Source organism: Micromonospora sp. SL1-18, from assembly GCF_047921505.1.
Lineage (GTDB): Bacteria > Actinomycetota > Actinomycetes > Mycobacteriales > Micromonosporaceae > Micromonospora.
In genome coordinates this window covers 144,444-164,443 of record NZ_JBLROA010000004.1, presented here as the reverse complement: position 1 = coordinate 164,443, position 20,000 = coordinate 144,444, and the positions used below count along the sequence as shown (strand labels likewise).

General features: G+C 72.4%; 16 protein-coding genes. 5 read left to right on the top strand and 11 right to left on the bottom strand.

Annotated elements, in window-relative coordinates; genetic code table 11:
- Positions 1-151: 151 nt before the first annotated feature.
- Positions 152-1,195 (bottom strand): lipoyl synthase, encoded by a 1,044-nt coding sequence (lipA, locus tag ACNAW0_RS03265; RefSeq protein WP_416286177.1) that lies wholly within the window; start codon positions 1,193-1,195, stop codon positions 152-154.
- A 362-nt stretch (positions 1,196-1,557) separates the two neighbouring features.
- Here lipA and aspS point away from each other — a divergent pair, with 362 nt between their 5' ends.
- Positions 1,558-2,844 (top strand): aspartate--tRNA(Asn) ligase, encoded by a 1,287-nt coding sequence (aspS, locus tag ACNAW0_RS03260; RefSeq protein WP_416286161.1) that lies wholly within the window; start codon positions 1,558-1,560, stop codon positions 2,842-2,844.
- Positions 2,845-2,876: 32 nt separating this feature from the next.
- Here aspS and ACNAW0_RS03255 read toward each other — a convergent pair whose 3' ends face one another.
- The 3 genes from ACNAW0_RS03255 to ACNAW0_RS03245 are packed head-to-tail and all read right to left on the bottom strand — an operon-like array spanning position 2,877 to position 5,791.
- Complete coding sequence (locus tag ACNAW0_RS03255; protein ID WP_416286160.1) at positions 2,877-3,269, bottom strand: VOC family protein; 393 nt, start codon at positions 3,267-3,269, stop codon at positions 2,877-2,879.
- Positions 3,270-3,273: 4 nt separating this feature from the next.
- Positions 3,274-3,921: a lipoyl(octanoyl) transferase LipB gene (gene lipB / locus ACNAW0_RS03250; protein ID WP_416286159.1), complete on the bottom strand. Its 648-nt coding sequence runs from the start codon at positions 3,919-3,921 to the stop codon at positions 3,274-3,276.
- 52 nt (positions 3,922-3,973) lie between these two features.
- Positions 3,974-5,791, bottom strand: coding sequence for a DUF2079 domain-containing protein (locus tag ACNAW0_RS03245; protein WP_416286157.1), 1,818 nt, complete (start codon positions 5,789-5,791; stop codon positions 3,974-3,976).
- A gap of 188 nt (positions 5,792-5,979) precedes the next feature.
- Here ACNAW0_RS03245 and ACNAW0_RS03240 point away from each other — a divergent pair, with 188 nt between their 5' ends.
- A complete protein-coding gene (locus ACNAW0_RS03240) occupies positions 5,980-7,191 on the top strand; it encodes a PHB depolymerase family esterase (RefSeq protein WP_416286156.1) in 1,212 nt (403 codons plus the stop codon).
- A 30-nt stretch (positions 7,192-7,221) separates the two neighbouring features.
- Here the strand turns inward: ACNAW0_RS03240 and ACNAW0_RS03235 are convergent, their stop codons facing one another.
- Complete coding sequence (locus ACNAW0_RS03235; protein ID WP_416286176.1) at positions 7,222-8,121, bottom strand: TIGR01777 family oxidoreductase; 900 nt, start codon at positions 8,119-8,121, stop codon at positions 7,222-7,224.
- A gap of 566 nt (positions 8,122-8,687) precedes the next feature.
- Between ACNAW0_RS03235 and ACNAW0_RS03230 the strand changes: the two genes are divergently transcribed.
- Positions 8,688-9,479, top strand: a complete 792-nt coding sequence (locus ACNAW0_RS03230) for an SGNH/GDSL hydrolase family protein (protein WP_416286155.1) — start codon at positions 8,688-8,690, stop codon at positions 9,477-9,479.
- Positions 9,480-9,601: 122 nt separating this feature from the next.
- Here ACNAW0_RS03230 and ACNAW0_RS03225 read toward each other — a convergent pair whose 3' ends face one another.
- The 5 genes from ACNAW0_RS03225 to lpdA all read right to left on the bottom strand — a co-directional run bounded on the left by ACNAW0_RS03225 (position 9,602) and on the right by lpdA (position 16,465).
- Entirely contained in the window at positions 9,602-10,522 is a 921-nt protein-coding gene (locus ACNAW0_RS03225; protein WP_416286154.1) for an LLM class flavin-dependent oxidoreductase, read from the bottom strand.
- A 129-nt stretch (positions 10,523-10,651) separates the two neighbouring features.
- Complete coding sequence (locus ACNAW0_RS03220) at positions 10,652-11,542, bottom strand: oxidoreductase (RefSeq protein ID WP_416286153.1); 891 nt, start codon at positions 11,540-11,542, stop codon at positions 10,652-10,654.
- A 231-nt stretch (positions 11,543-11,773) separates the two neighbouring features.
- Positions 11,774-13,057, bottom strand: coding sequence for a low temperature requirement protein A (locus ACNAW0_RS03215; RefSeq protein ID WP_416286152.1), 1,284 nt, complete (start codon positions 13,055-13,057; stop codon positions 11,774-11,776).
- 140 nt (positions 13,058-13,197) lie between these two features.
- The gene (gene sucB / locus ACNAW0_RS03210; RefSeq protein WP_416286151.1) at positions 13,198-15,006 is read right to left on the bottom strand and encodes a 2-oxoglutarate dehydrogenase, E2 component, dihydrolipoamide succinyltransferase; all 1,809 of its coding nucleotides are present in this window, start codon (positions 15,004-15,006) and stop codon (positions 13,198-13,200) included.
- Between the two features lie 67 nt (positions 15,007-15,073).
- Positions 15,074-16,465, bottom strand: coding sequence for a dihydrolipoyl dehydrogenase (gene lpdA / locus ACNAW0_RS03205; protein ID WP_416286149.1), 1,392 nt, complete (start codon positions 16,463-16,465; stop codon positions 15,074-15,076).
- Between the two features lie 178 nt (positions 16,466-16,643).
- Between lpdA and ACNAW0_RS03200 the strand changes: the two genes are divergently transcribed.
- Positions 16,644-16,973 carry a hypothetical protein gene (locus ACNAW0_RS03200; protein ID WP_416286175.1) on the top strand — a complete coding sequence of 110 codons (330 nt, stop codon included), beginning with the start codon at positions 16,644-16,646 and terminating at the stop codon, positions 16,971-16,973.
- 78 nt (positions 16,974-17,051) lie between these two features.
- On the opposite strand, the gene ACNAW0_RS03195 is transcribed toward ACNAW0_RS03200, so the two are convergent.
- The gene (locus ACNAW0_RS03195) at positions 17,052-18,620 is read right to left on the bottom strand and encodes a leucyl aminopeptidase (RefSeq protein ID WP_416286148.1); all 1,569 of its coding nucleotides are present in this window, start codon (positions 18,618-18,620) and stop codon (positions 17,052-17,054) included.
- A gap of 163 nt (positions 18,621-18,783) precedes the next feature.
- On the opposite strand from ACNAW0_RS03195, the gene gcvT reads away from it, so the two are divergent.
- Complete coding sequence (gene gcvT, locus ACNAW0_RS03190; protein ID WP_416286147.1) at positions 18,784-19,914, top strand: glycine cleavage system aminomethyltransferase GcvT; 1,131 nt, start codon at positions 18,784-18,786, stop codon at positions 19,912-19,914.
- Positions 19,915-20,000: the final 86 nt, after the last annotated feature.

Genomic DNA, 20,000 nt, shown 5'->3' with positions numbered 1-20,000 from the left:
CGGCGTCCCGGTCCGGCGTCCCGGTCCGGCGTCCCGGCCCGGCGGCCCGGCCCGGCGGCCCGGCCCGGCCCGGCGTGCCGCTACCGGGCACCGTGTGGCCGGTGGCGCGCCGGGAAGTGGGGATGAGTGCTTCCGGTCTCCCGGGTGACAATCAGGCGGTGGCGGGGACGCCCCGGGCCTCCAGGGCCTGCCGGTAGAGCCGCCCGGCCCGGTACGACGAGCGGACCAACGGGCCGCTCATCACGCCGGCGAAGCCGATCTCCTCGGCCTCCTCGCGCAGCTCGACGAACTCCTCCGGCTTGACCCAGCGGGTGACCGGGTGGTGCCGGGGGGAGGGACGCAGGTACTGCGTGATGGTGATCAGCTCGCAGCCGGCCTCGTGCAGGTCGCGCAGCGCCTGGGAGACCTCGGCCCGCTCCTCGCCCATGCCGAGGATCAGGTTGCTCTTGGTGACCAGGCCGGCGGCGCGGGCCTGGCGGATCACGTCGAGGGAGCGCTCGTAGCGGAACGCCGGCCGGATCCGCTTGAAGATCCGCGGCACGGTCTCCACGTTGTGCGCCAGCACCTCGGGACGGGCGCCGAACACCTCGGCGAGCTGCTCCGGCACCGCGTTGAAGTCGGGGATCAGCAGCTCGACGCCGCAGCCGGACTGGAGGGCGTGGATCTGCCGGACCGTCTCGGCGTAGAGCCAGGCGCCGCCGTCGGGCAGGTCGTCCCGGGCGACCCCGGTGATGGTGGCGTAGCGCAGGCCCATCGCGGCCACCGACTCGGCGACCCGGCGTGGCTCGTCGGCGTCGAACTCGGCCGGCTTGCCGGTGTCGATCTGGCAGAAGTCGCAGCGCCGGGTGCACTGGTCGCCACCGATGAGGAAGGTGGCTTCCCGGTCCTCCCAGCACTCGTAGATGTTGGGGCAGCCGGCCTCCTGGCAGACGGTGTGCAGCCCCTCGCGCGAGACCAGCCCGCGCAGCTGGGTGTACTCCGGCCCCATCTTGGCCTTGACCTTGATCCACGGCGGCTTGCGCTCGATCGGCGTCTCGGCGTTGCGCGCCTCGATCCGCAGCAGCCGCCGCCCCTCGGGTGCCGCGGTCGCGCTGCGGCCGGCCTGCGGGGTCGTCGGCGTGGAGTGCTCGATCGTCACGAATCCGAGCCTACGCCGGACGGCGGTGGTCGATGAACGGCGGGCGACCGCCGTCACGCCGTATACGCCGTGACGCTGAACACCCAACGGCGGAAAAGTGGTGTCACACGGCCCGGAACCGGGTGTTACTCTGCCCGGCAAAGCTGCGACGGAGCCGAGTAGCGCGCCGACCCGCCAGCGCAGAGAGCCGCCGGTTGCTGGAAGGCGGTCTGGCGCCGGCGCGTGAAGACCCTCCCGAGCTGCGGGAAGAACAGCGCCTGTTGACAACGCGTCCAGTAGACCCCGCCGGCTGGCCCCCGTCACGGGCGACGAACGAGGCCCCCGCCGCGGCGGGGGCGAAGGTGTGGTGGCACCGCGAGGATCCCGCTCGCCCACACCTCCCGGGGATCGCGTTGCGATTGATCGAGGAGGTAACCGCCATGCAACGCATCCTGTCCTCCCAGCTCCACTCCCACCTCGGCGAGACCGTCCGGATCGCCGGTTGGGTGCACCGCCGCCGGCTGCTCAAGTCGGTGGCCTTTCTGATCTTGCGGGACGCTGCCGGCCTGGCCCAGGTGGTGGTCACCGACCCGGCCGTGCGCGCCGCCGTGGAGAAGCTCACCGAGGAGACCGTCGTCGAGGTCACGGCCAGGGTGGTCGCGAACGACACGGCCCCCGCCGGGGTCGAGCTGGCCGGCCCGACGGTACGCCCGCTCGGCCCGCCCGCCGTGCCGCCGCCGTTCGACCTCTACCGGCCGGCGCTCACCGCCACCCTGCCCACCCAGCTGGACCACGCCCCGGCCGCGCTGCGTCACCCGACCCGCTCGGCCGCGTTGCGGATCTCGGCGGCGGCGGTGGCCGGCTTCCGGGCCGCCCTGGACGCCGGTGGCTTCGTGGAGATCCACACCCCGAAGGTGGTCGCCTCGTCCACGGAGAGTGGGGCGAACGTGTTCGCGCTGGACTGGTTCGGCCGGCCCGCGTACCTGGCTCAGTCGCCGCAGTTCTACAAGCAGCTCATGGTCGGGGTCTTCGAGCGGGTGTACGAGGTGGGGCCGGTGTTCCGGGCCGAGCCGCACGACACAGTCCGCCACCTGGCCCAGTACACCTCGCTCGACGTCGAGCTGGGCTTCGTCGCCGACCACCGGGACGTGATGCGGGTGCTGCGTGACGTCCTCGCCGGGATGCTCGACGCGGTCCGCGACCGGGCCGCCGGTGCGCTCGCCACGCTCGACGTCGCGGCGCCCGAGGTGCCCGCCGAGATCCCGGCCGTCCACTTCACCGAGGCGCTGGCGATCGCCGGGGCACCCGCCGACGAGCCCGACCTCGCGCCCGCGCACGAGCGGGCGCTGGGCGAGTGGGTTCGCGCCGAGCACGGCAGCGACTTCCTCTTCGTCACCGGGTACCCGATGGCCAAGCGGCCCTTCTACACCCACCCGGACCCGGCCCGGCCGGCGTACTCCAACGGCTTCGACCTGCTGTTCCGCGGCATGGAACTGGTCACCGGCGGGCAGCGGCTGCACCGGTACGAGGACTACCTGGCCGCCCTGGCCGCACGCGGCGAGCCGGTCGAGCCGTACGCGGGCTACGTCGACGCCTTCCGGCACGGCATGCCGCCGCACGGGGGCTTCGCCATCGGGCTGGAACGCTTCGTCGCCCGGCTCACCGGCGCGGCCAACGTCCGGGAGGTGACCGCCTTCCCCCGCGACCTGCACCGCCTCACGCCGTGAGGAACCTGCGGGGCGCCGCCTGCTCGGCCCGGTCAGGCCGGGCCGAGCAGGTCCCAGGGGTTGCCGGCGAGGTCGCGGAAGACGGCGACCCGGCCGTACGGCTCGGTGCGCGGCGGCTTCACGAACTCGACCTTCGCCTCGACCATTCGCTGGTAGGTGGCGTCGAAGTCGTCGACCTGGAGGAAGAAGCCGACCCGGCCGGCGGTCTGGTCGCCCACCACGGCCTCCTGCCGCTCCCCGTCGGCGCGGGCCAGCAGCAGCCCGGTCCCGCCGCCGGGCGGCCGGACCACCACCCAGCGCTTCGGCCGGCCGTCGTTGGTCAGGGACGGCTTGTCCTCCACCAGTTCGAAGCCGAGCACCTCGGTGAAGAACCTGATCGCCGGGTCGTACTCGGCGACGACGAGGGTGACGAGATCGATCCGCACCCGGTCAGGCCTCGACCCGGACGATGGTCGGCAGGTGGCGCTCGACCACCGGGAGCACGTCGGCGACGGTGACCGGGCGGCCCAGCTCGGCGGTGAACGAGGTGGTGCCGGCGTCCCGGATGCCGCACGGCACGATCCGGTCGAAGTACGTCAGGTCGCAGTCACAGTTGATCGAGAAGCCGTGCAGGGTGACACCCCGGGCCACCCGGATGCCGATGGCGGCCACCTTGCGGGCCGGACCGCGATCGTCCTCCGGCACCCAGACACCGCTGCGCCCCTCGACCCGCCCGGCGGCCAGCCCGAACTCGGCGCAGACGTCGATCAGCAGCTGCTCGGTGCGCCGGACGTAGGCGACCACGTCGACCGGGTCGGGCAGCCTGACGATCGGGTAGCCGACGAGCTGCCCCGGCCCGTGCCAGGTGATCTTGCCGCCGCGGTCCACGTCGATCACCGGGGTGCCGTCCATCGGGCGGTCCCACGGCTCGGTCCGCTTGCCGGCGGTGTAGACGCTGGGGTGCTCCAGCAGCAGCACGGTATCGCCCTGCTCGCTGGCCACCACGGCCTCGTGCAGCCGGCGCTGCTCGTCCCAAGCGGCCTGGTAGTCGAGCACACCGGCACGAACGGCGGTCAGCCCGGAAGTCGTCACACTCACCCGTCCAGCCTAATCCCGTGACCTCCCGGTGCGCGCCGTGAGCCTCGTCGCGTCAGGGCGGCGGGACCTTCCAGAGCCAGACGTCGTCCACCCGCTGCGGGTCGCCGAGCAGGGCGGTGGCGGTGCGGTGCACCGCATCCTCGTGGATGTCGTACTTGGCGCCGTGCACCCGGTCGGCCAGGATCACAATTTCGACCCGCCAGTAGTGCAGGTCCGCCAGGGACTCCCGGATGCTGCCCTCGGTGATGATCGGCGGCAGCCCGGTCCGCCCGGCCTGGTCCATCAGCGAGTCGAAGGTCCGCGGCACCGGCCCGATCCGGCCCCGGCCCCCCTTCCCGCCGGGGCCGAGGAAGAACCCGGCCGGGATCGGGAACTCGCCCTGCCCGTGGGTCAGGGCGTACGCCTGCCAGCGCTGCCCGTCCGGCGTGACGTCGACGGTCAGCGGCAGCGGGGTGAGCACCCCGCCGGGGGAGACGTACTGCTGCCAGTGGCCGCTGGTGATGAACCGCGGGATCGGTTCCCGCACGCTGGTCAGCAGCGGGGTGGGCAGCAGCGGCAGCAGCGCGGCGGTGAAGCCGAGCGCCCAGGCCGCCGACGTGGCGCGGTGCCGGGGCGGCCGGGCGCGGAGCTGCTCGACGGTGTACGCCAGCAGCAGTCCGATCACCGGTGCGACGACCAGCGCCAGCCGGGAGGGCAGCGCCGCGTTGATCACCGGCAGGTTGTCCAGCACCCCGAACGGGAGGATCTGGCCGGTCCGCCGGCCGTTCCACTTGGCCCGTGGCCCCCATGAGAGCACCGCGAAGACCACCGCGGTCACGCCGAGCGCGGCGAGGGTGGCCCGGAACGCCCGTTCGGCGCGCCACCAGAGCAGCCCGAAACAGCCCACGGTGAGCAGCAGCAGGGGGATGCCGAAGAACGAGTTCTCCTCGGTCGGGTTGGGTGCCAGCCGGGTGCCGTACCCGGCCCAGCCCGCGAGGGACCGGCGTGGGTACGACCCGTACGCGGCGATGTCCTCGGAGTGGATGAGCGGGTCGAAGCCGGTGCCGTGGAAGCGCTGCGGCCCGGCGAAGTGCAGCCACAGCGGGTACGCCAGCAGCACCCCGGCCACCAGAGCGGTCACCCCCAGCCCGCCCAGGTAGCTGGGCAGCGCGGCGCGGACCTCGGCCCGGCGGCTCGGGTGCATCGCCCACAGCACCAGGAAGAGGGCGACCGCCAGGGCGGTGAAGAAGAGCCCCTCGGCGGCGATCGAGAAGGCGACCGCCACCAGCAGGCCGAGCACGATCCCGCCGCGCACCGCCCGGCCGGGGCGGCGCAGCCGGAACACGCCCCAGATCAGCAGCGGCACCAGCCAGCCGGCGGTCCAGTTCAGGTGGGCGTTGGCGTGCGAGACCATCGCCGGGCAGTAGCCGATGAACAACGCCCCCACCCCGGCGGCCAGCCTGCTGCGTACCAGGTACCGGCTGAGCAGCCAGTACCAGGCCACCGCGGTGGCGACGAGGTTGAGGGTGAGGATCACCAGGAACGTCGCCGGCGGCCCGATCAGGTACGTCAGTGGCGCGAAGACCACCGCGTACACGGTGATCGAGGTGTTGACCGCGAGGTTCACTCCGTCGGGGACGTTGAGCAGGTAGGTGAAGAACGGGTTCTCCCCGTGGGTGACCGCGTGCCCGCCGAAGGCCAGCAGCCACTCGAAGAGCGCCTGGTCGCTGGAGTTGACCGTGATCGCCCGGGTGTTCGGGCTCCACCACATGCCGCTGGTCACCCAGGCGGCCAGCGCCGCCGCGGCGAGCACCACGACCAGGTCGGCGCGCCAGTTGCGGGGAACCGGCGCGGGCGACGGGTCGGTGGCCTGGGACGGGGAGGTCGGCACGCAGCGGACGTTACCAACCGGACCGGGACAGGCCGGTCAGACCCGAAACCTTCGTCCCGTCCGGCCAGCGACACACTTCGGCGTTCGTAAATATGTGAGCCGCCGCCATGTCGGGTGACGAAACACGGACGTAACGTCGCGGCACATTCCGGGTGACCGAGTTCACAATTCGTCGTCAGGAGGCCGCCGTGCGCCGCTCCTCATCCATCCTCACCCGTCTCGCCGGGGCGGCGGTCGGGGTCGTTCTCGCCGCGGCCACGGTGCTCACCGTCGCCCTGCCCGCCCAGGCCGCCACGCTCACCCAGGTCACCGGCTTCGGCTCCAACCCGGGCAGCCTCGCCATGTACGCGTACCGCCCGGACGGCCTGCCGGCCAACGCGCCGGCCGTGGTGTTGCTGCACGGCTGCACCCAGGACGCCTCCGGCTACTTCGCCAACTCGGGCTGGCGGAAGTACGCCGACCTGTGGAAGTTCGCGCTGATCGTGCCGCAGCAGTCCTCGGCCAACAACTCCAGCACCTGCTTCAACTGGTTCGAGACCGGGGACACCGCACGCGGCCAGGGCGAGGCACTGTCGATCAAGCAGATGGTCGACCACGCGAAGACCAGCTACGGGCTGGACGCGAGCCGGATCTACGTCAGCGGGCTCTCCGCCGGCGGCGCGATGAGCGCGGTCATGCTCGCCACCTACCCGGACGTCTTCGCCGCCGGCTCGGTCATCGCCGGCATCCCGTACCGCTGCGCCACCAGCACCACCACCGCGTACTCCTGCATGAACCCGGGCGTGGACAAGACCCCGGCCCAGTGGGGCGATCTGGTCCGGGGTGCCTACTCCGGGTACGCCGGTCCCCGACCTCGGGTGGCGATCTGGCACGGGACCGGCGACTACACGGTGGCGGTGGCCAACGCCACCGAGTCCCGGGACCAGTGGACCAACGTGCTCGGCGTCTCGCAGACCCCGACCAGCACCGCCTCGCTGCCCGCCGGCACCAGCCTCGAGGTGTACGGCAGCGACCAGGTCCGGGTCTACCGGGTCTCCGGGATGGGGCACGGCACGCCGGTCCACCCGGGCTCGGCCATCGACCAGTGCGGGACCGCGACCGCGTACTTCCTGGACACCATCTGCTCGACGTACCGGGACGCGCTCTTCTTCGGCCTGGACGGCGGCGGCTCCCCGCCCAGCCCGACCCCGACGGCGACCGCGTCCCCGTCGCCCTCCCCGACGGCCCCGCCGGTCTGCGTCACCGCCAGCAACTACGCGCACGTGGCCGCCGGCCGGGCGTACCAGTCCCTCGGCTACGCGTACGCGATGGGCAGCAACCAGAAGATGGGCCTCTACAACACCTACTACACCACCGACCTCAGGCAGACGGGCCCCAACTACTGGGTCATCGGCTGCTGACCGCGCCGACCTCTCGCCGCCCTCGCCGGATCAGTCGGTGAGGGCGGCGTGCAGGGCCGACGGGAGGTGTGGGTGGGCCCAGGTGAAGCCGGCGTTTCCGAGCACGCCGGGGAGGACCCGGGTGCTGGTCAGGGCCTCGTGGGCGAAGCCGCCGAGGGCGATCTTCAGGGCCGGCGCGGGGATCGGGATGATCGCCGGCCGGTGCAGCTGGCGGGCCAACTCCCTGGTGAACTCGGCGTTGGTGACCGGGTTCGGGCCGACCACGTTGACCGGGCCGGCGAGGTCGTCGCGGGCCAGCAGGAGGGCCACCGCGTCCAGCCAGTCGCGCATCGAGATCCAGGGCAGCCACTGCCGGCCGCTGCCCAGCCGCCCCGCGATGCCCAGCCGGAACGGAAGCAGCTGCGGCTTGAGCATGCCGCCGTCGCGGTGCAGCGGCAGCCCGGTACGCAGCCGCACCACCCGTACGCCGGCATCCTCGGCCGGCCGGGTCGCGGCCTCCCAGACCCGGCAGACGTCGGCCAGGAAACCCTCGCCGGCGGGGGAATCCTCCTCGACCACCCGGTCGCCGGTGTTGCCGTACCAGCCGACCGCCGAGGCGTTGAGCATCGCCGCGGGCCGGTCCTCGGCGGACAGCCCGGCGATGGTGATCGCCAGCGTCGTGGTGGTGTCCACCCGGCTGGACCGGATCAGCTGCTTGTACTCGGCGTTCCAGCGCCTGTCGCCCACCCCGGCGCCGGCCAGGTTCACCACCGCGTCGGAATCCGCGACCACCGCCGGGTCGAGCTGTGCGGCCGACGGGTTCCACTGCCGCTCGTCCGGCTTGCGTGGCGGGCGGCGGACCAGGCGGGTGATCTGGTGCCCGTCCGCGGCCAGCCGGTCGACCAGTCGGGTGCCGAGGAAGCCGGACACGCCGGCCATGAGGATCCGCATGCTCATATCTTCGACTATGAAACCAGCGCCGGATGCGTTGAGCGGCATGAGTCACTCGTCGTCTCCGGTGCCTGCCCGCTGCCGAGTGGCGCGCAGCCGCGGTGCCGTCACCGAGCAGCCGCTCGAATGGACGCGAGTCTTGGGAGCATGATGCCGCTGAGGCATCAATATGTCTCAGCGGCATCAGGGTCTTGAGCCGCCACATCCCCGCGCGGCACGCCCGTCCGGTGGCCGCCAGCGGGGGACGGCCCAGCGTCGTGCGGCATCCCGCCCAGGTAGACCAGCAGCGCCACCCGGTATGTGTGCCCCCCTCACCACCGGCCGCCGTTGGCCCACCAGGCCTGCGCCAGGGGGCGGCTCGGTGGGGACCGACGCGTGCCGGTCCGGGCAGGCGGTCCAGCGCAGGCCGTACGCGGACCAGCAGGTCACGGCGAGTCGGACAGTCCGCCTGGCGCGGACAAGGGTGACAAGGCTTGCCCGAATGTCCCGATAGGTCTTCCGGGAAGGGTGCATCCAGTGCTATCTATATAGACCTGGATCATTCCTTCTGCCTCCGGGAGGACCACGTGCTCAGATCCCGCCTCGCAACCCTCACCCTCGGCCTGGCGTCGGCGATTGCCAGCGTGATCGCGCTGGCCACGCCAGCCCAGGCGGCCTCCACCGTCCGGTACGTCGCCCTCGGTGACTCGTACGCCTCCGGCGTGGGCGCCGGCAACGAAAGCGGCTCGTGCCGGCGCAGCCCCAACGCCTACCCGTCGCTGTGGGCGACGGCCAACGCTCCCGCGTCGTACACCTTCGTGGCCTGCTCGGGTGCGACCACGCAGAGCGTGCTCGACACCCAGGTGGGCTACCTGTCCACCGGCACCACGCTGGTGAGCATCACCGTCGGTGGCAACGACGTCGGGTTCAGCGACGTCATGACCACCTGCGTGGTGAATGGCGAGTCGGCGTGCATCGCGGCCGTCAACGCCGCCGAGGACAAGGCCCGCCGAGAACTGCCGCCGAAGCTGGACAACGTGTACAAGGCGATCCGTGCCCGCGCGCCGTCTGCCAGGGTGGTGGTCATCGCCTACCCGGTCTTCTACAAGCTCGACACCTTCTGCGCTGGTCTGAGCCAGAACTCCCGCGCGAAGATCAACGAGGGCATCAACCTGCTGGATGACCTCACCAAGAACGCCACTGTCCAGAACAGCTTCGTCTTCGCCGATGTACGCCCGATCTTCCGGGGCAACGAGCTCTGCGCCTACGGCGAGAAGTGGCTGCACGCGTTGAACTGGGCCGACACGAGCATCTCGTACCACCCGACGGCCGCCGGGCAGTCCGGCGGTTACTACCCGACCTTCAGGGCCGCCGCGTAACGGCCTGCTCCGGCTACCCGTGGTCAGTGGTCCCGCCGCTGACCACGGGACCGGCTGTAGCGACTACGGGCCCATGACGACACCCAGACCGACTACTCCCGCCGCCTCGACGTCGAAACGTGCTACTGCGCCGCCAGGCGGGGGAGGAGCGGGGCCAGGGCATCGACGGCGTCGGCGCGTACCACGAAGCGGCTGATCCCCCAGCGACGCTGATGCTGCGCGACCGCCGTGACGATCTCCTCGGCCGTGCCGATCAGCACGAACGGCGTGGCGAGCAGTTCGGCGACGGTGAGGTCGAGGCGCTCGGCGGTCGAGGCCGCCGCGGCCTCGGCGTCGTCGGTCACGGTGACCTGCTGGACCAGCGCCTCCAGCGCGGGCGGCGCGTCGCGGCCGGCGGCACCGGCGGTCACGTGGGCGAGCTGCGCCTCGATCTGGTCGGTCCGCCACCGGGCCTCGTGCCGGTGGCCGTCAGGGAGGGTACGCCCGAAGCCGGTCAGCCCGACCACGTCGGCGTGCGCGCCGGCCCAGCGCAGCAGGGCTGAGTTGGCCGTACCCATGGTGAGCGGGACCCGGTCCTGCACGGGCTTCAGCTCGGTGAGCCGGGCGGCGTGGGCGGCCAGGTCGGGAGTGTCCACGGTGACCTCCTTGCCGGCGAGCAGGTCGCGGACGGCCTCGGCGACGGCAACGCAGCGGCGTACCCGGCCGGGCACGTCGGGGCGCTCACGCCCGACGGCCCGCCACTCCGCCGGGGTGTGGCCGGCGCCGACGCCGAGCCGGGCCCGCCCGCCGGAGACCACGTCGAGGGTGGCCACGTCGGTGGCGAGCAGGATCGGCTCCCGGACCCCGGCGTTGGAGACGTACGAGCCGAGGCCCAGCGTCGAGGTCACCGCCGCCGCTGCGGCCAGCGCCACGAACGGCGACGCGCCGTGGCCCGGGTGGTCGGCGGCGAACAGGGCGTCGAAGCCCACTGCCTCGACCCGGCGGGCCAGGTCGAGCCAACTCGCCGCGTCGGTCGGTCGGGCCTGTACGGAGAAGATCGCCATCGCCCCAGCATGCTGTGCCCGCACCTGCACGGGCCAGCCCGCGCCGCCCGATTCTGCCAACGGGCGAATCCGTCACCCTCGCCGGGCGGCGGGAGGCGCGGATCTTGACGGGCGCGACGCGCGAGGCGGTCACGCGCCCCGGTGGACGGACTCGAGGCGGGTGAGGTCGGCGGGGGAGAGGCGCAGGGCACCTGCCGCCACGTTCTCCGCCAGGTGGTCGGGGTTGCCGGTACCGGGGATGGCCAGCACGTTCGGCCCCTGGTGGAGCGTCCAGGCCAGCCGCACCTGGGCCGGGGTCACGTCGTGCTCGCGGGCGATCGCGCGTATCTCGTCGTGCTCGACGTCGGTCGCGCCGGCCTCCCGTCCGCTGGTGGCCAGCGAGAAGAACGGCACGAAGGCGATGCCGTGCCTGGCGCAGTCGCGGATCAGCGCGTCGTTGCGCTGCCGGTAGCCGAGGCCGTACGAGTTTTGCACGCAGACCACCGGGGCGATGGCCTGCGCCTCGGCGACCTGCTCCGCCGTCACGGCGGAGACGCCCAGGTGCCGGACCAGTCCGGCGTCGCGCAGTTCGGCGAGTGCGCCGAAGTGCTCGGCCAGCGGCTCCGGGCCGTACACCCGGAGGTTGACCACGTCGAGGTGGTCCCGGCCGAGCTGGCGCAGGTTCTCCTCGACCTGGCCGCGGAGCTGGTCGGGGCGGGCCATGGGCAGCCACTCGCCGGACGGGTCCCTGCCCGGCCCGACCTTGGTCACGACGACCAGGTCCGCCGGGTACGGCGACAGCGCCCGGTTGATCAGCTCGTTGGCCGAGCGCCGCGGCGAGAAGTAGAACGCGGCGGTGTCGATGTGGTTGACACCCAGCTCTACCGCCCGGCGCAGCACACCGATCGCCCGGTCCCGGTCGCTCGGGCTGCCGTCGGCGTTGGCCGTCAGCCGCATCGCGCCGAAACCGATCCGGTTGACCGTGCGGTCGCCGAGCTGCCAGCTCCCGGCCGCTGCCGCACTGATCGTCCCCGTGGTCAATTCGTCTCCTCATCCGGTACGTCGAGGCCGAGCAGTTCCTCCGCCGTTCCGTCGTCCACCGTGTCCAGCACGGCCACCAGCTTCCGCTCCTCATAGGTGAAGTGCGACTCCAGCAGCGCGGCGAGACCGTCCAGCTCGGCCCGGACCGTCGCGCCGTCGGCCGCCCCGGCGAGCAGGGCGTCGACCCGGTGCAGCAGGGTACGGGATCCCGCCGCCGTGCGGCGCCCCGCGTCACTCGCCCTCGTCCGGCTCGTTCGGCTCGTGCCAGCGGGCCCGGTAGGCGGCCTCGTGCGCCTCGTGGGCGGCCCGTTCCTCGAGAATCAGCCTGCGCAGCGCCGTCCGGCCCTCCTCGAAGATGACCACCTCGGCGGCCACCATGCCCACGCAGATCACGGTCAGCAGCGCGAGGGCCCCCAGCGCCGGCACCCGCTCGGCCAACGGGATGCAGACGGCGAGCAGCCCCACCGTGCCCACCCGGGTCCAGCTCAGGGTGCGCAGGGTCCGCAGTTGGAACAGCATGTTGCCGCAGAGGTAGAGGATCACCCCGCCGAAGAGCAGCGCCACGGCGGGGCCGCGCGCCGGATCGTAGTTCGAGATCTGCGGGTTGGTTATCCCACTGACGATCTCCTCGGCGCCGAGCGCGAAGAGGATGATGCCGGCGATCATCGGCAGGTAGCAGTACGCGTACGCATCCCGGGCCATGGTGACCCGGGGTCCGTCCTGTGCCGCGTGCAGGGCGATCCGGGCGGACGGCCCGATCATGTCGTAGTGCGCCCACCAGAGCGCGGCGGTGAAGAAGATGCCGCACACCGCCGCACCGACGGCCACCGCGGTGGGTGGCTGCCCGATCAGGTTGCTCCCGACGCCAACCGAGATGACCGACTCGCCCAGGGCGATGATCAGGATCAGGTCGTACCGCTCGGTCCAGTGCTCGGCCGAGGCGAGGCCCCCGGCCCAACTGCCGGTGAGTTGGCCGGTGCCGTATTCGAGCAGCACGACCAGGGCCCACAGCCCGTCCCGGACGAGTGGCGCCGCGGGGGAGCGGTGTATGGCCAGGGGGATCAGCGCGGCGGCGAGCAGCAGCAGCGTGCTGCCCCCCATCTCCGGGACGATCCGCTTCAACTGCCGGCGCTCGTCCGGTCTGTCCCGCACCGCATGCCGGAGGAGCAGCAGGTGCACCAGGCGGACCACGATGTAGCTGGCCGCTGCCACGATCGGCCCGGCGGCGCCCCGCACGTCCTGGAACGCCTGCGGCAGCGACAGGGCGAAGGTGAACAGCGCCGCCATGCCGACCGTCATCAGCACCGGCACGAAGCCCTCGCCGAGCCGGATCCGGGCGGCGACCACGCTGTGCACCACCCACGACCACCAGAGCACGGCGAGGACCAGCAGGGCGTGCAGCAGCGCCCCGCCGCTGATGTCCCGCGCGGTGGCCCGGGTGATGATGAAGAACGAGAAGACGAAGACCAGATCGAAGAAGATCTCGAACCGGTCCACCCGGGCCGCGGGGGCCATCGGCACCACAGGCCCGAGGCGCCCCCGCCTCCCGAAGCCGCTCACCGGACGAGTCTTTCAGCGGCCGGGCGCCTCCGCGCCGGATTCGGGTACAACGAAGGGCGCGCGGCTCAAGCCGCGCGCCCTTCGTCGTCAGGGTGTCAGAGCCCCAGTTCGGCCTCGAAGTTGCCGGCCTCCAGCCGCTCCTTGACCGCGACGAGGAAGCGGGCCGCGTCCGCGCCGTCGATCAGCCGGTGGTCGTACGACAGGGCGAGGTAGACCATCGAGCGGACCGCGACGACCTCGCCCAGCTCTGGGTCCTTGACCACGACCGGGCGCTTCACCACGGCGCCCGTGCCGAGCATCGCCGACTGCGGCGACGGCACGATCGGGGTGTCGAAGAGCGCGCCCCGGCTGCCGGTGTTGGTCAGCGTGAAGGTCGCGCCGGCGATCTCGTCCGGGCTGATCTTGTTGGTCCGGGTGCGCTCGGCCAGGTCGGCGACCCGCTTGGCGATGCCGCCCAGGTTGAGGTCGCCGGCGTTGTGGATCACCGGCACCAGCAGCCCGCGCTCGGTGTCCACGGCGATGCCGAGGTGCTCCGCGCCCGGGTAGGTGATCGTCCCGGCCGCCAGGTCCATCTGGGCGTTGACGATCGGGTACGCCTGCAGCGCCTCGACGGTGGCGAGGGCGAAGAACGGCAGGAAGGACAGCTTCACCCCGTGCCGCTGCTGGAAGGAGTCCTTCGCCTGCGCCCGCAGCTTGGCGATCCTGGTGACGTCCACCTCGATCACCGTGGTGAGCTGCGCCATCTCGTGCAGCGACTGCTGCATCCGCTTGGCGATGGCCGCCCGGATCCGCGGCAGCTTCTCGGTGGTGCCCCGCTTGGCGCTCGGCTGCGGCTTCGCGGCCGGCATGGCCGGGGCGGGGGCCGCGGCGGGGGCCGGCTGGGCGGCCGGTGCCGCCTTGGCGGCCTTTGCCCTCTCCGCCGCGTCCAGCACGTCCTGCTTGCGGATCCGCCCGCCGACGCCGGTGCCGTTGACCGAGGACAGGGTGACGCCGTGCTCGGCGGCCAGCTTGCGCACCAGCGGGGTCACGTAGCCGGCGGCCTCCTCGCCGCCACCCTGCACGGGGGCGGTCGGACGCTGCGGGGTGGGGGCCGGCGCGGCCGGCTGCGCCGCCTGCTCGGCCCGCATCGGCTGGGCGGCGGCCTCCGCCTCCGGGGCCGGCTGGTTGTACGACACGCCCGGGGTCGGCTCCTCGACCTTCGGCGCCGGCTTGGCCTCGGCCTGCGGCTGCGGCGCGGGCTTCGCCTGCGGCTTGGGCTCGGGCTTCGGTGCCGGAGCCCAAGCCGGAGGCGGGGCGGCGCCGGCCGCACCGACGATCGCCAGGTCGGCGCCGACCGGGGCCGTCTCGTCCTCGGCGACCTTGATCTCCAGCAGCGTGCCGGCGACCGGCGAGGGGATCTCTGTGTCGACCTTGTCGGTGGACACCTCAAGCAGCGGCTCGTCCACCTCGACGCTGTCGCCGACCTGCTTGAGCCAGCGGGTCACCGTACCCTCGGTGACGCTCTCGCCCAGGGCCGGCATCTTGACCGGGGTGCCCTGGCCCGACGGCGCCGGGGCGGCCTGGGCCGCCGGCTGCTCGACGGCCGGCTGCTCCGCCTCGGCCTGCGGCTCGGCGGCGGCCTGCTCCGCCGGGGCCTCCTGCGGCGCGCCGGCCGCGCCGGCCTCGCCCTCGCCGGCGATGACCGCCAGCTCGCTGCCGACCTCGGCGGTCTCGTCCTCGCCGACCACGATCCGGCTCAGCACGCCCGCCGCGGGCGACGGGATCTCGGTGTCCACCTTGTCGGTGGACACCTCAAGCAGCGGCTCGTCAACCTCGACGGTGTCGCCCTCCTGCTTGAGCCAGCGCGTGACGGTGCCCTCGGTGACGCTCTCGCCGAGCCGGGGCATGGTGACCGATACCGGCATGTTCTCCAGACTCCTTCATTTCCCTGGTGGGGTCATCGCCCGTCGCCGGACGCCGCGTTTGTCGTGGTCAGGCGTGTGCGTGCAGCGGCTTGCCGGCGAGGGCCAGGTGGGCCTCGCCCAGGGCCTCGTTCTGCGTCGGGTGGGCGTGCACGAGCTGCGCCACCTCGGCCGGGTACGCCTCCCAGTTGTAGATGAGCTGCGCCTCGCCGATCAGCTCGCCGACCCGGGCGCCGACCATGTGTACGCCGACCACCGGGCCGTCCTCGACCCGGACCAGCTTCACGTGGCCGGCGGTCTTGAGGATCTGGCTCTTGCCGTTGCCACCCAGGTTGTAGTTGTAGGTCTTGATCTTGTCGGCGCCGTACTGCTCCTTGGCCTTCGCCTCGGTCAGGCCGACCGACGCCAGCTCCGGGTCGCAGTAGGTGACCCGCGGGATGCCGGCCTCGTCGATCACGGCCGGGGTCTGCCCAGCGATCTCCTCGGCGACGAAGATGCCCTGCTGGAAGCCGCGGTGCGCGAGCTGCAGGCCCGGCACGATGTCGCCGACGGCGTAGACGTTCGGCACGTTGGTGCGCAGCCGCTCGTCGGTCAGCACGTAGCCGCGGTCCATCTTGACGCCCTGCTGCTCGTAACCGAGGTTGGCGGTGTTCGGGCCGCGACCGACGGCGACCAGCAGCAGCTCGGCCTCGACGGTCTCGCCGCCCTGGATGGTCAGCTTGACGCCGTTCGCGGTCTTCTCGACCTTCTCGAACGGCTTGCCGACCTTGAAGTTGATCTTCCGCTTGCGGAAGGCCCGCTCCAGCGCCTTCGACGACTCCTCGTCCTCGGCGGCGACCAGGCGCGGCAGCGCCTCGACGATGGTCACGTCGACCCCGAAGGACTTCCACACGCTGGCGAACTCGACGCCGATCACGCCGCCGCCGAGCACGATCGCCGACGCCGGGACCCGGTCCATGACCAGGGCGTGGTCGCTGGTGATGATCCGCTCGCCGTCGACCTCCAGGCCGGGCAGGCTCTTCGCGTACGAGCCGGAGGCCAGCACGACGTTACGGCCGGTGTAGCGCCTGCCGTCGACCTCGACGGTGTTCGGCCCGACCAGCTTGCCGGCGCCCTCGACGATGGTGATCGCCTTGTTGCTCTTGAGCATCCCCTGGAGGCCCTTGTAGAGCCGGGCGATCACGCCGTCCTTGTACGAGTTGACTGCGGCCATGTCGATGCCGACCAGCTCGGCCTTGACGCCGAACTGCTCCGACTCGCGGGTCTGGTCGGCGATCTCGGCGGCGTGCAGCAGGGCCTTGGTGGGGATGCAGCCGTTGTGCAGGCAGGTGCCCCCGAGCTTGCTCTTCTCGATCAGGGCCACGGAGAGGTCCAGCTGGGCGGCGCGCAGCGCGGTCGCGTAGCCGCCGCTACCACCTCCGAGGATCACGATGTCGAAGGTTGCGTCGTTCGGCTCGCTCACGTTCCAACTCCCAGGTCGCGTCACTGCATCGGGGGTTACGGGGGAGTAACAGGCACACCCCACCTCGGTCATCTTGTCACCACCGGGGACGGAGTGCGTACCGAGGTGCCCAACGACACGTCCCCGCCACGTACTCTTGGCACCGTCTTCGATGACGTACGGGGAGGGGTTGGGTGCGGTGGGGCTGTTCCGACGACGCAAACGGACGGACGCGGTGAGTCGCGACCGCGTCGCTCAGCGCGCCGATCTGGACCACCTTGAGAACTTTGTCCGCACCCGGCGTGGCGTCGAGGCGTACATCGAGCCCCGGACCACGGTCACCGAGACCACCATCATGCTGATCGCCGACGACGGTGAGTGGACCCGGCGCCGGGTCGGCAGCCCGGAGGAGGCCCGCCACTTCGCCCACAAGCTCGCCATCCCGATTTACGACGTCCGCCTGATGGGCTACCCCCAGCGCATGCGCGACTACAACGAACGTCGCAAGCGCCGCCCCGAACTCTTCTGAAACGACTTCGGGGAAGCTGCTGCCTCCCTGCGTGGCGAGGCGGCAACTTCCCCGAAGTTGAGTGGATCTCGTGCGGCGTCAGGCGTTGGCGGCGATGTCGTCGATCAGGTGGAGCAGGGTCCGGACCGGGACACCGGTGCCGCCCTTGGTCCAGTAGCCGGTCGGCTCGCCCGAGTGGTAGCCCGGCCCGGCGATGTCGATGTGCGCCCAGGCCACGTCCTCGGTGACGAACTCGCGCAGGAAGACGCCGCCCTGCAGCATGTGGCCGGCCCGGTCCATGGCCGCGTTGACCTGCGAGATGTCCGCCACGTCGGAGTCCATGCCCTTGCGCACGTCGTCCGGCAGCGGCATCGGCCAGGCCGGCTCGCCGGTCGCCTCGCCGGCGGCCTTCACCCGCTCGCACAGCTCCGGCGTACCCATCACGCCGGCGATCTTCTTGCCGAGCGAGATCACCTGGCCGCCGGTCAGGGTGGAGGTCTCGAACAGGTAGTCGGCGCCGTCCTCGCAGGCCCGGGCGATGCCGTCGGCGAGGATCATCCGGCCCTCGGCGTCGGTGTTGAGCACCTCCACCTTCTTGCCGCTGTACATGCTGATCACGTCGCCCGGCCGGTAGCTGGTGCCCGACGGCATGTTCTCCGCCATCGGCAGGTAGCCGGTGACGGCCACGGACGGCTTGAGCGCCGCGACCGCCAGCATGGCCGCGCCGACCGCCGCCGCGCCGGCCATGTCGGACTTCATCTCCCACATGCCCTGGGACGGCTTGATCGAGATGCCGCCGGTGTCGAAGGTGATGCCCTTGCCGACCAGCGCCACCCGCTTGCCGTTTCCGCCGCCGGACGGGGTGTAGGTCAGCTTGACCAGCCGCGGCGGGGCCTCCGAGCCCTGCCCGACGGCGAGGATGCCGCCGTACCCGCCGGCCTTGAGAGCCGCCTCGTCGAGCACCTCGACGCCCAGCCCGGCCTCGCGGGCGGCGGCGGCCACGACCTCGGCGAACGCCGGCGGGCGCAGCTCGTTCGGGGCGGTGTTGACCCAGTCCCGGCTGGTCCGCACCGCGCCGGCCACCGCCTGGGCCCGGGCGATCTCCGCCTGGGCGGTCGCGTCGGCGGCGTCCGGCACCGCCACCAGCACCTCGGCCACCGGCTCGCGGCGGGCGGGCTGCGGCTTGGTCTTGTAGCCGGCGAACCGGTAGCCGCCGAGCAGCGCGCCCTCGGCGACCGCGCGCAGCGCGGCCGGGGCGTCGGCGTCGTCGGGCAGCGGGAGGGCGAGCGCGACGCGCGACGCGCCGGCCAGGGCGCGTACCGCGGCGCCGGCGGCCCGGCGCAGGGTCTCCGGGGCGGGGGCGGCGCCGGCCGGCTCAGGGCCGAGCCCGACAGCGGCGACGACCGGGGCGGTGATCGTGCCCAGCGTGGCCAGCTTGATCACCTCGCCGGCGCCGCCGGTTGCGCCGAGCAGCGCCAGGGTCTCGGTCAGCTTGCCGTCGAACGCGGCGGCGATGCTCTCCGCGCCGCTGGCCAGCAGCAGGGCGCCGGCGGACGCACCGGACCCCTGCTCTGCGGTCTGGCTGTGCACGCCGATCACGATCGCGTCGACGGCGAGTTCGGCGGGGTCGGTGTCGACCAGGCTGAGGGTGGTACGGGGCGATGTCACTGAGGCAACTCCGGGCGGGCCGGGCCGGCAGCGTCGTCGCGTACCGGCGATGAAGGTATCCGGCGGCAACCTACCCGCCGGATACGTGGCTGTCCCGCCGATGTGCTCCGACGGGGTCCCGCCGATGCTAACCAGCCCTTCAGCTGGCGGTAAGTTGCCACCCATGACCGAGGTGACCTCCGACGCCGCCGCGATCCGGCTGCGCCGTTCCCCGCTGCACGAGCGGCACATTGCTCTGGGTGCCAAGTTCGCCCCCTTCGGGGGCTGGGAGATGCCCTTGGAATACGCCGGGGGCGGCGTGCTCAAGGAGCACACGGCCGTCCGTACCGGGGTGGGCGTCTTCGACGTCTCGCACCTCGGCAAGGCCCGGATCAGCGGGCCGGGGGCGGCGGACTTCATCAACGCGTGCCTGACCAACGACCTCGGCCGGATCGGCCCGGGCAAGGCGCAGTACACGCTCTGCTGCGACGACGCGACCGGCGGCGTGGTGGACGACATCATCGCCTACCTGCACGCCGACGACCACGTCTTCCTGATCCCGAACGCGGCGAACACCGCCGAGGTGGTCCGCCGGTTGCGCGCCGCCGCGCCGGCCGGGGTGGTCGTCACCGACGAGCACGAGGCGTACGCGGTCCTCGCGGTGCAGGGGCCGCGCTCGGCGGAGCTGCTCGGCGCGCTGGGCCTGCCCACCGACCACGACTACATGAGCTTCTCGACCGCCCGCCTCGACGGGGTCGAGCTGACCGTGTGCCGCACCGGCTACACCGGCGAGCTGGGCTATGAGCTGGTCGTCCCGGCCGAGCACGCGGTCGCGGTGTGGGACGCGCTGTTCACCGCCGGCGCGGCGTACGAGCTGCGGGCCTGCGGGCTGGCCGCGCGGGACACCCTGCGCACCGAGATGGGCTACCCGCTGCACGGGCAGGACCTGTCCCCGGAGATCACCCCGGTGCAGGGCCGCTCCGGCTGGGCGGTGGGCTGGGACAAGCCTGCCTTCTGGGGCCGGGACGTGCTGCTCGCCGAGAAGGCCGCCGGCCCGGCGCGTACGCTGCGCGGCCTCGATGCGGTCGACCGGGCGATCCCGCGCCCTGGCATGGCTGTGTACGCCGGCGACCAGCAGGTCGGCACGATCACCAGCGGCACGTTCAGCCCGACCAGGAAGCAGGGCATCGCCCTCGCCCTGATCGATACCACCGCCAAGCTCCCCGACGGCGACACGCTCGAGGTCGACATCCGCGGCCGCCGTGCCCAGATGCGCCTGACCCGCCCTCCCTTCGTCCAGCCCTCCGTCCGCTGACCCGGCCTCGGCGTTGATCATGAAGTTGTTGTCGCGACACCCCGGGCGGAGGGCAACAACTTCATGATCAACGCGTAGGGGCGGCG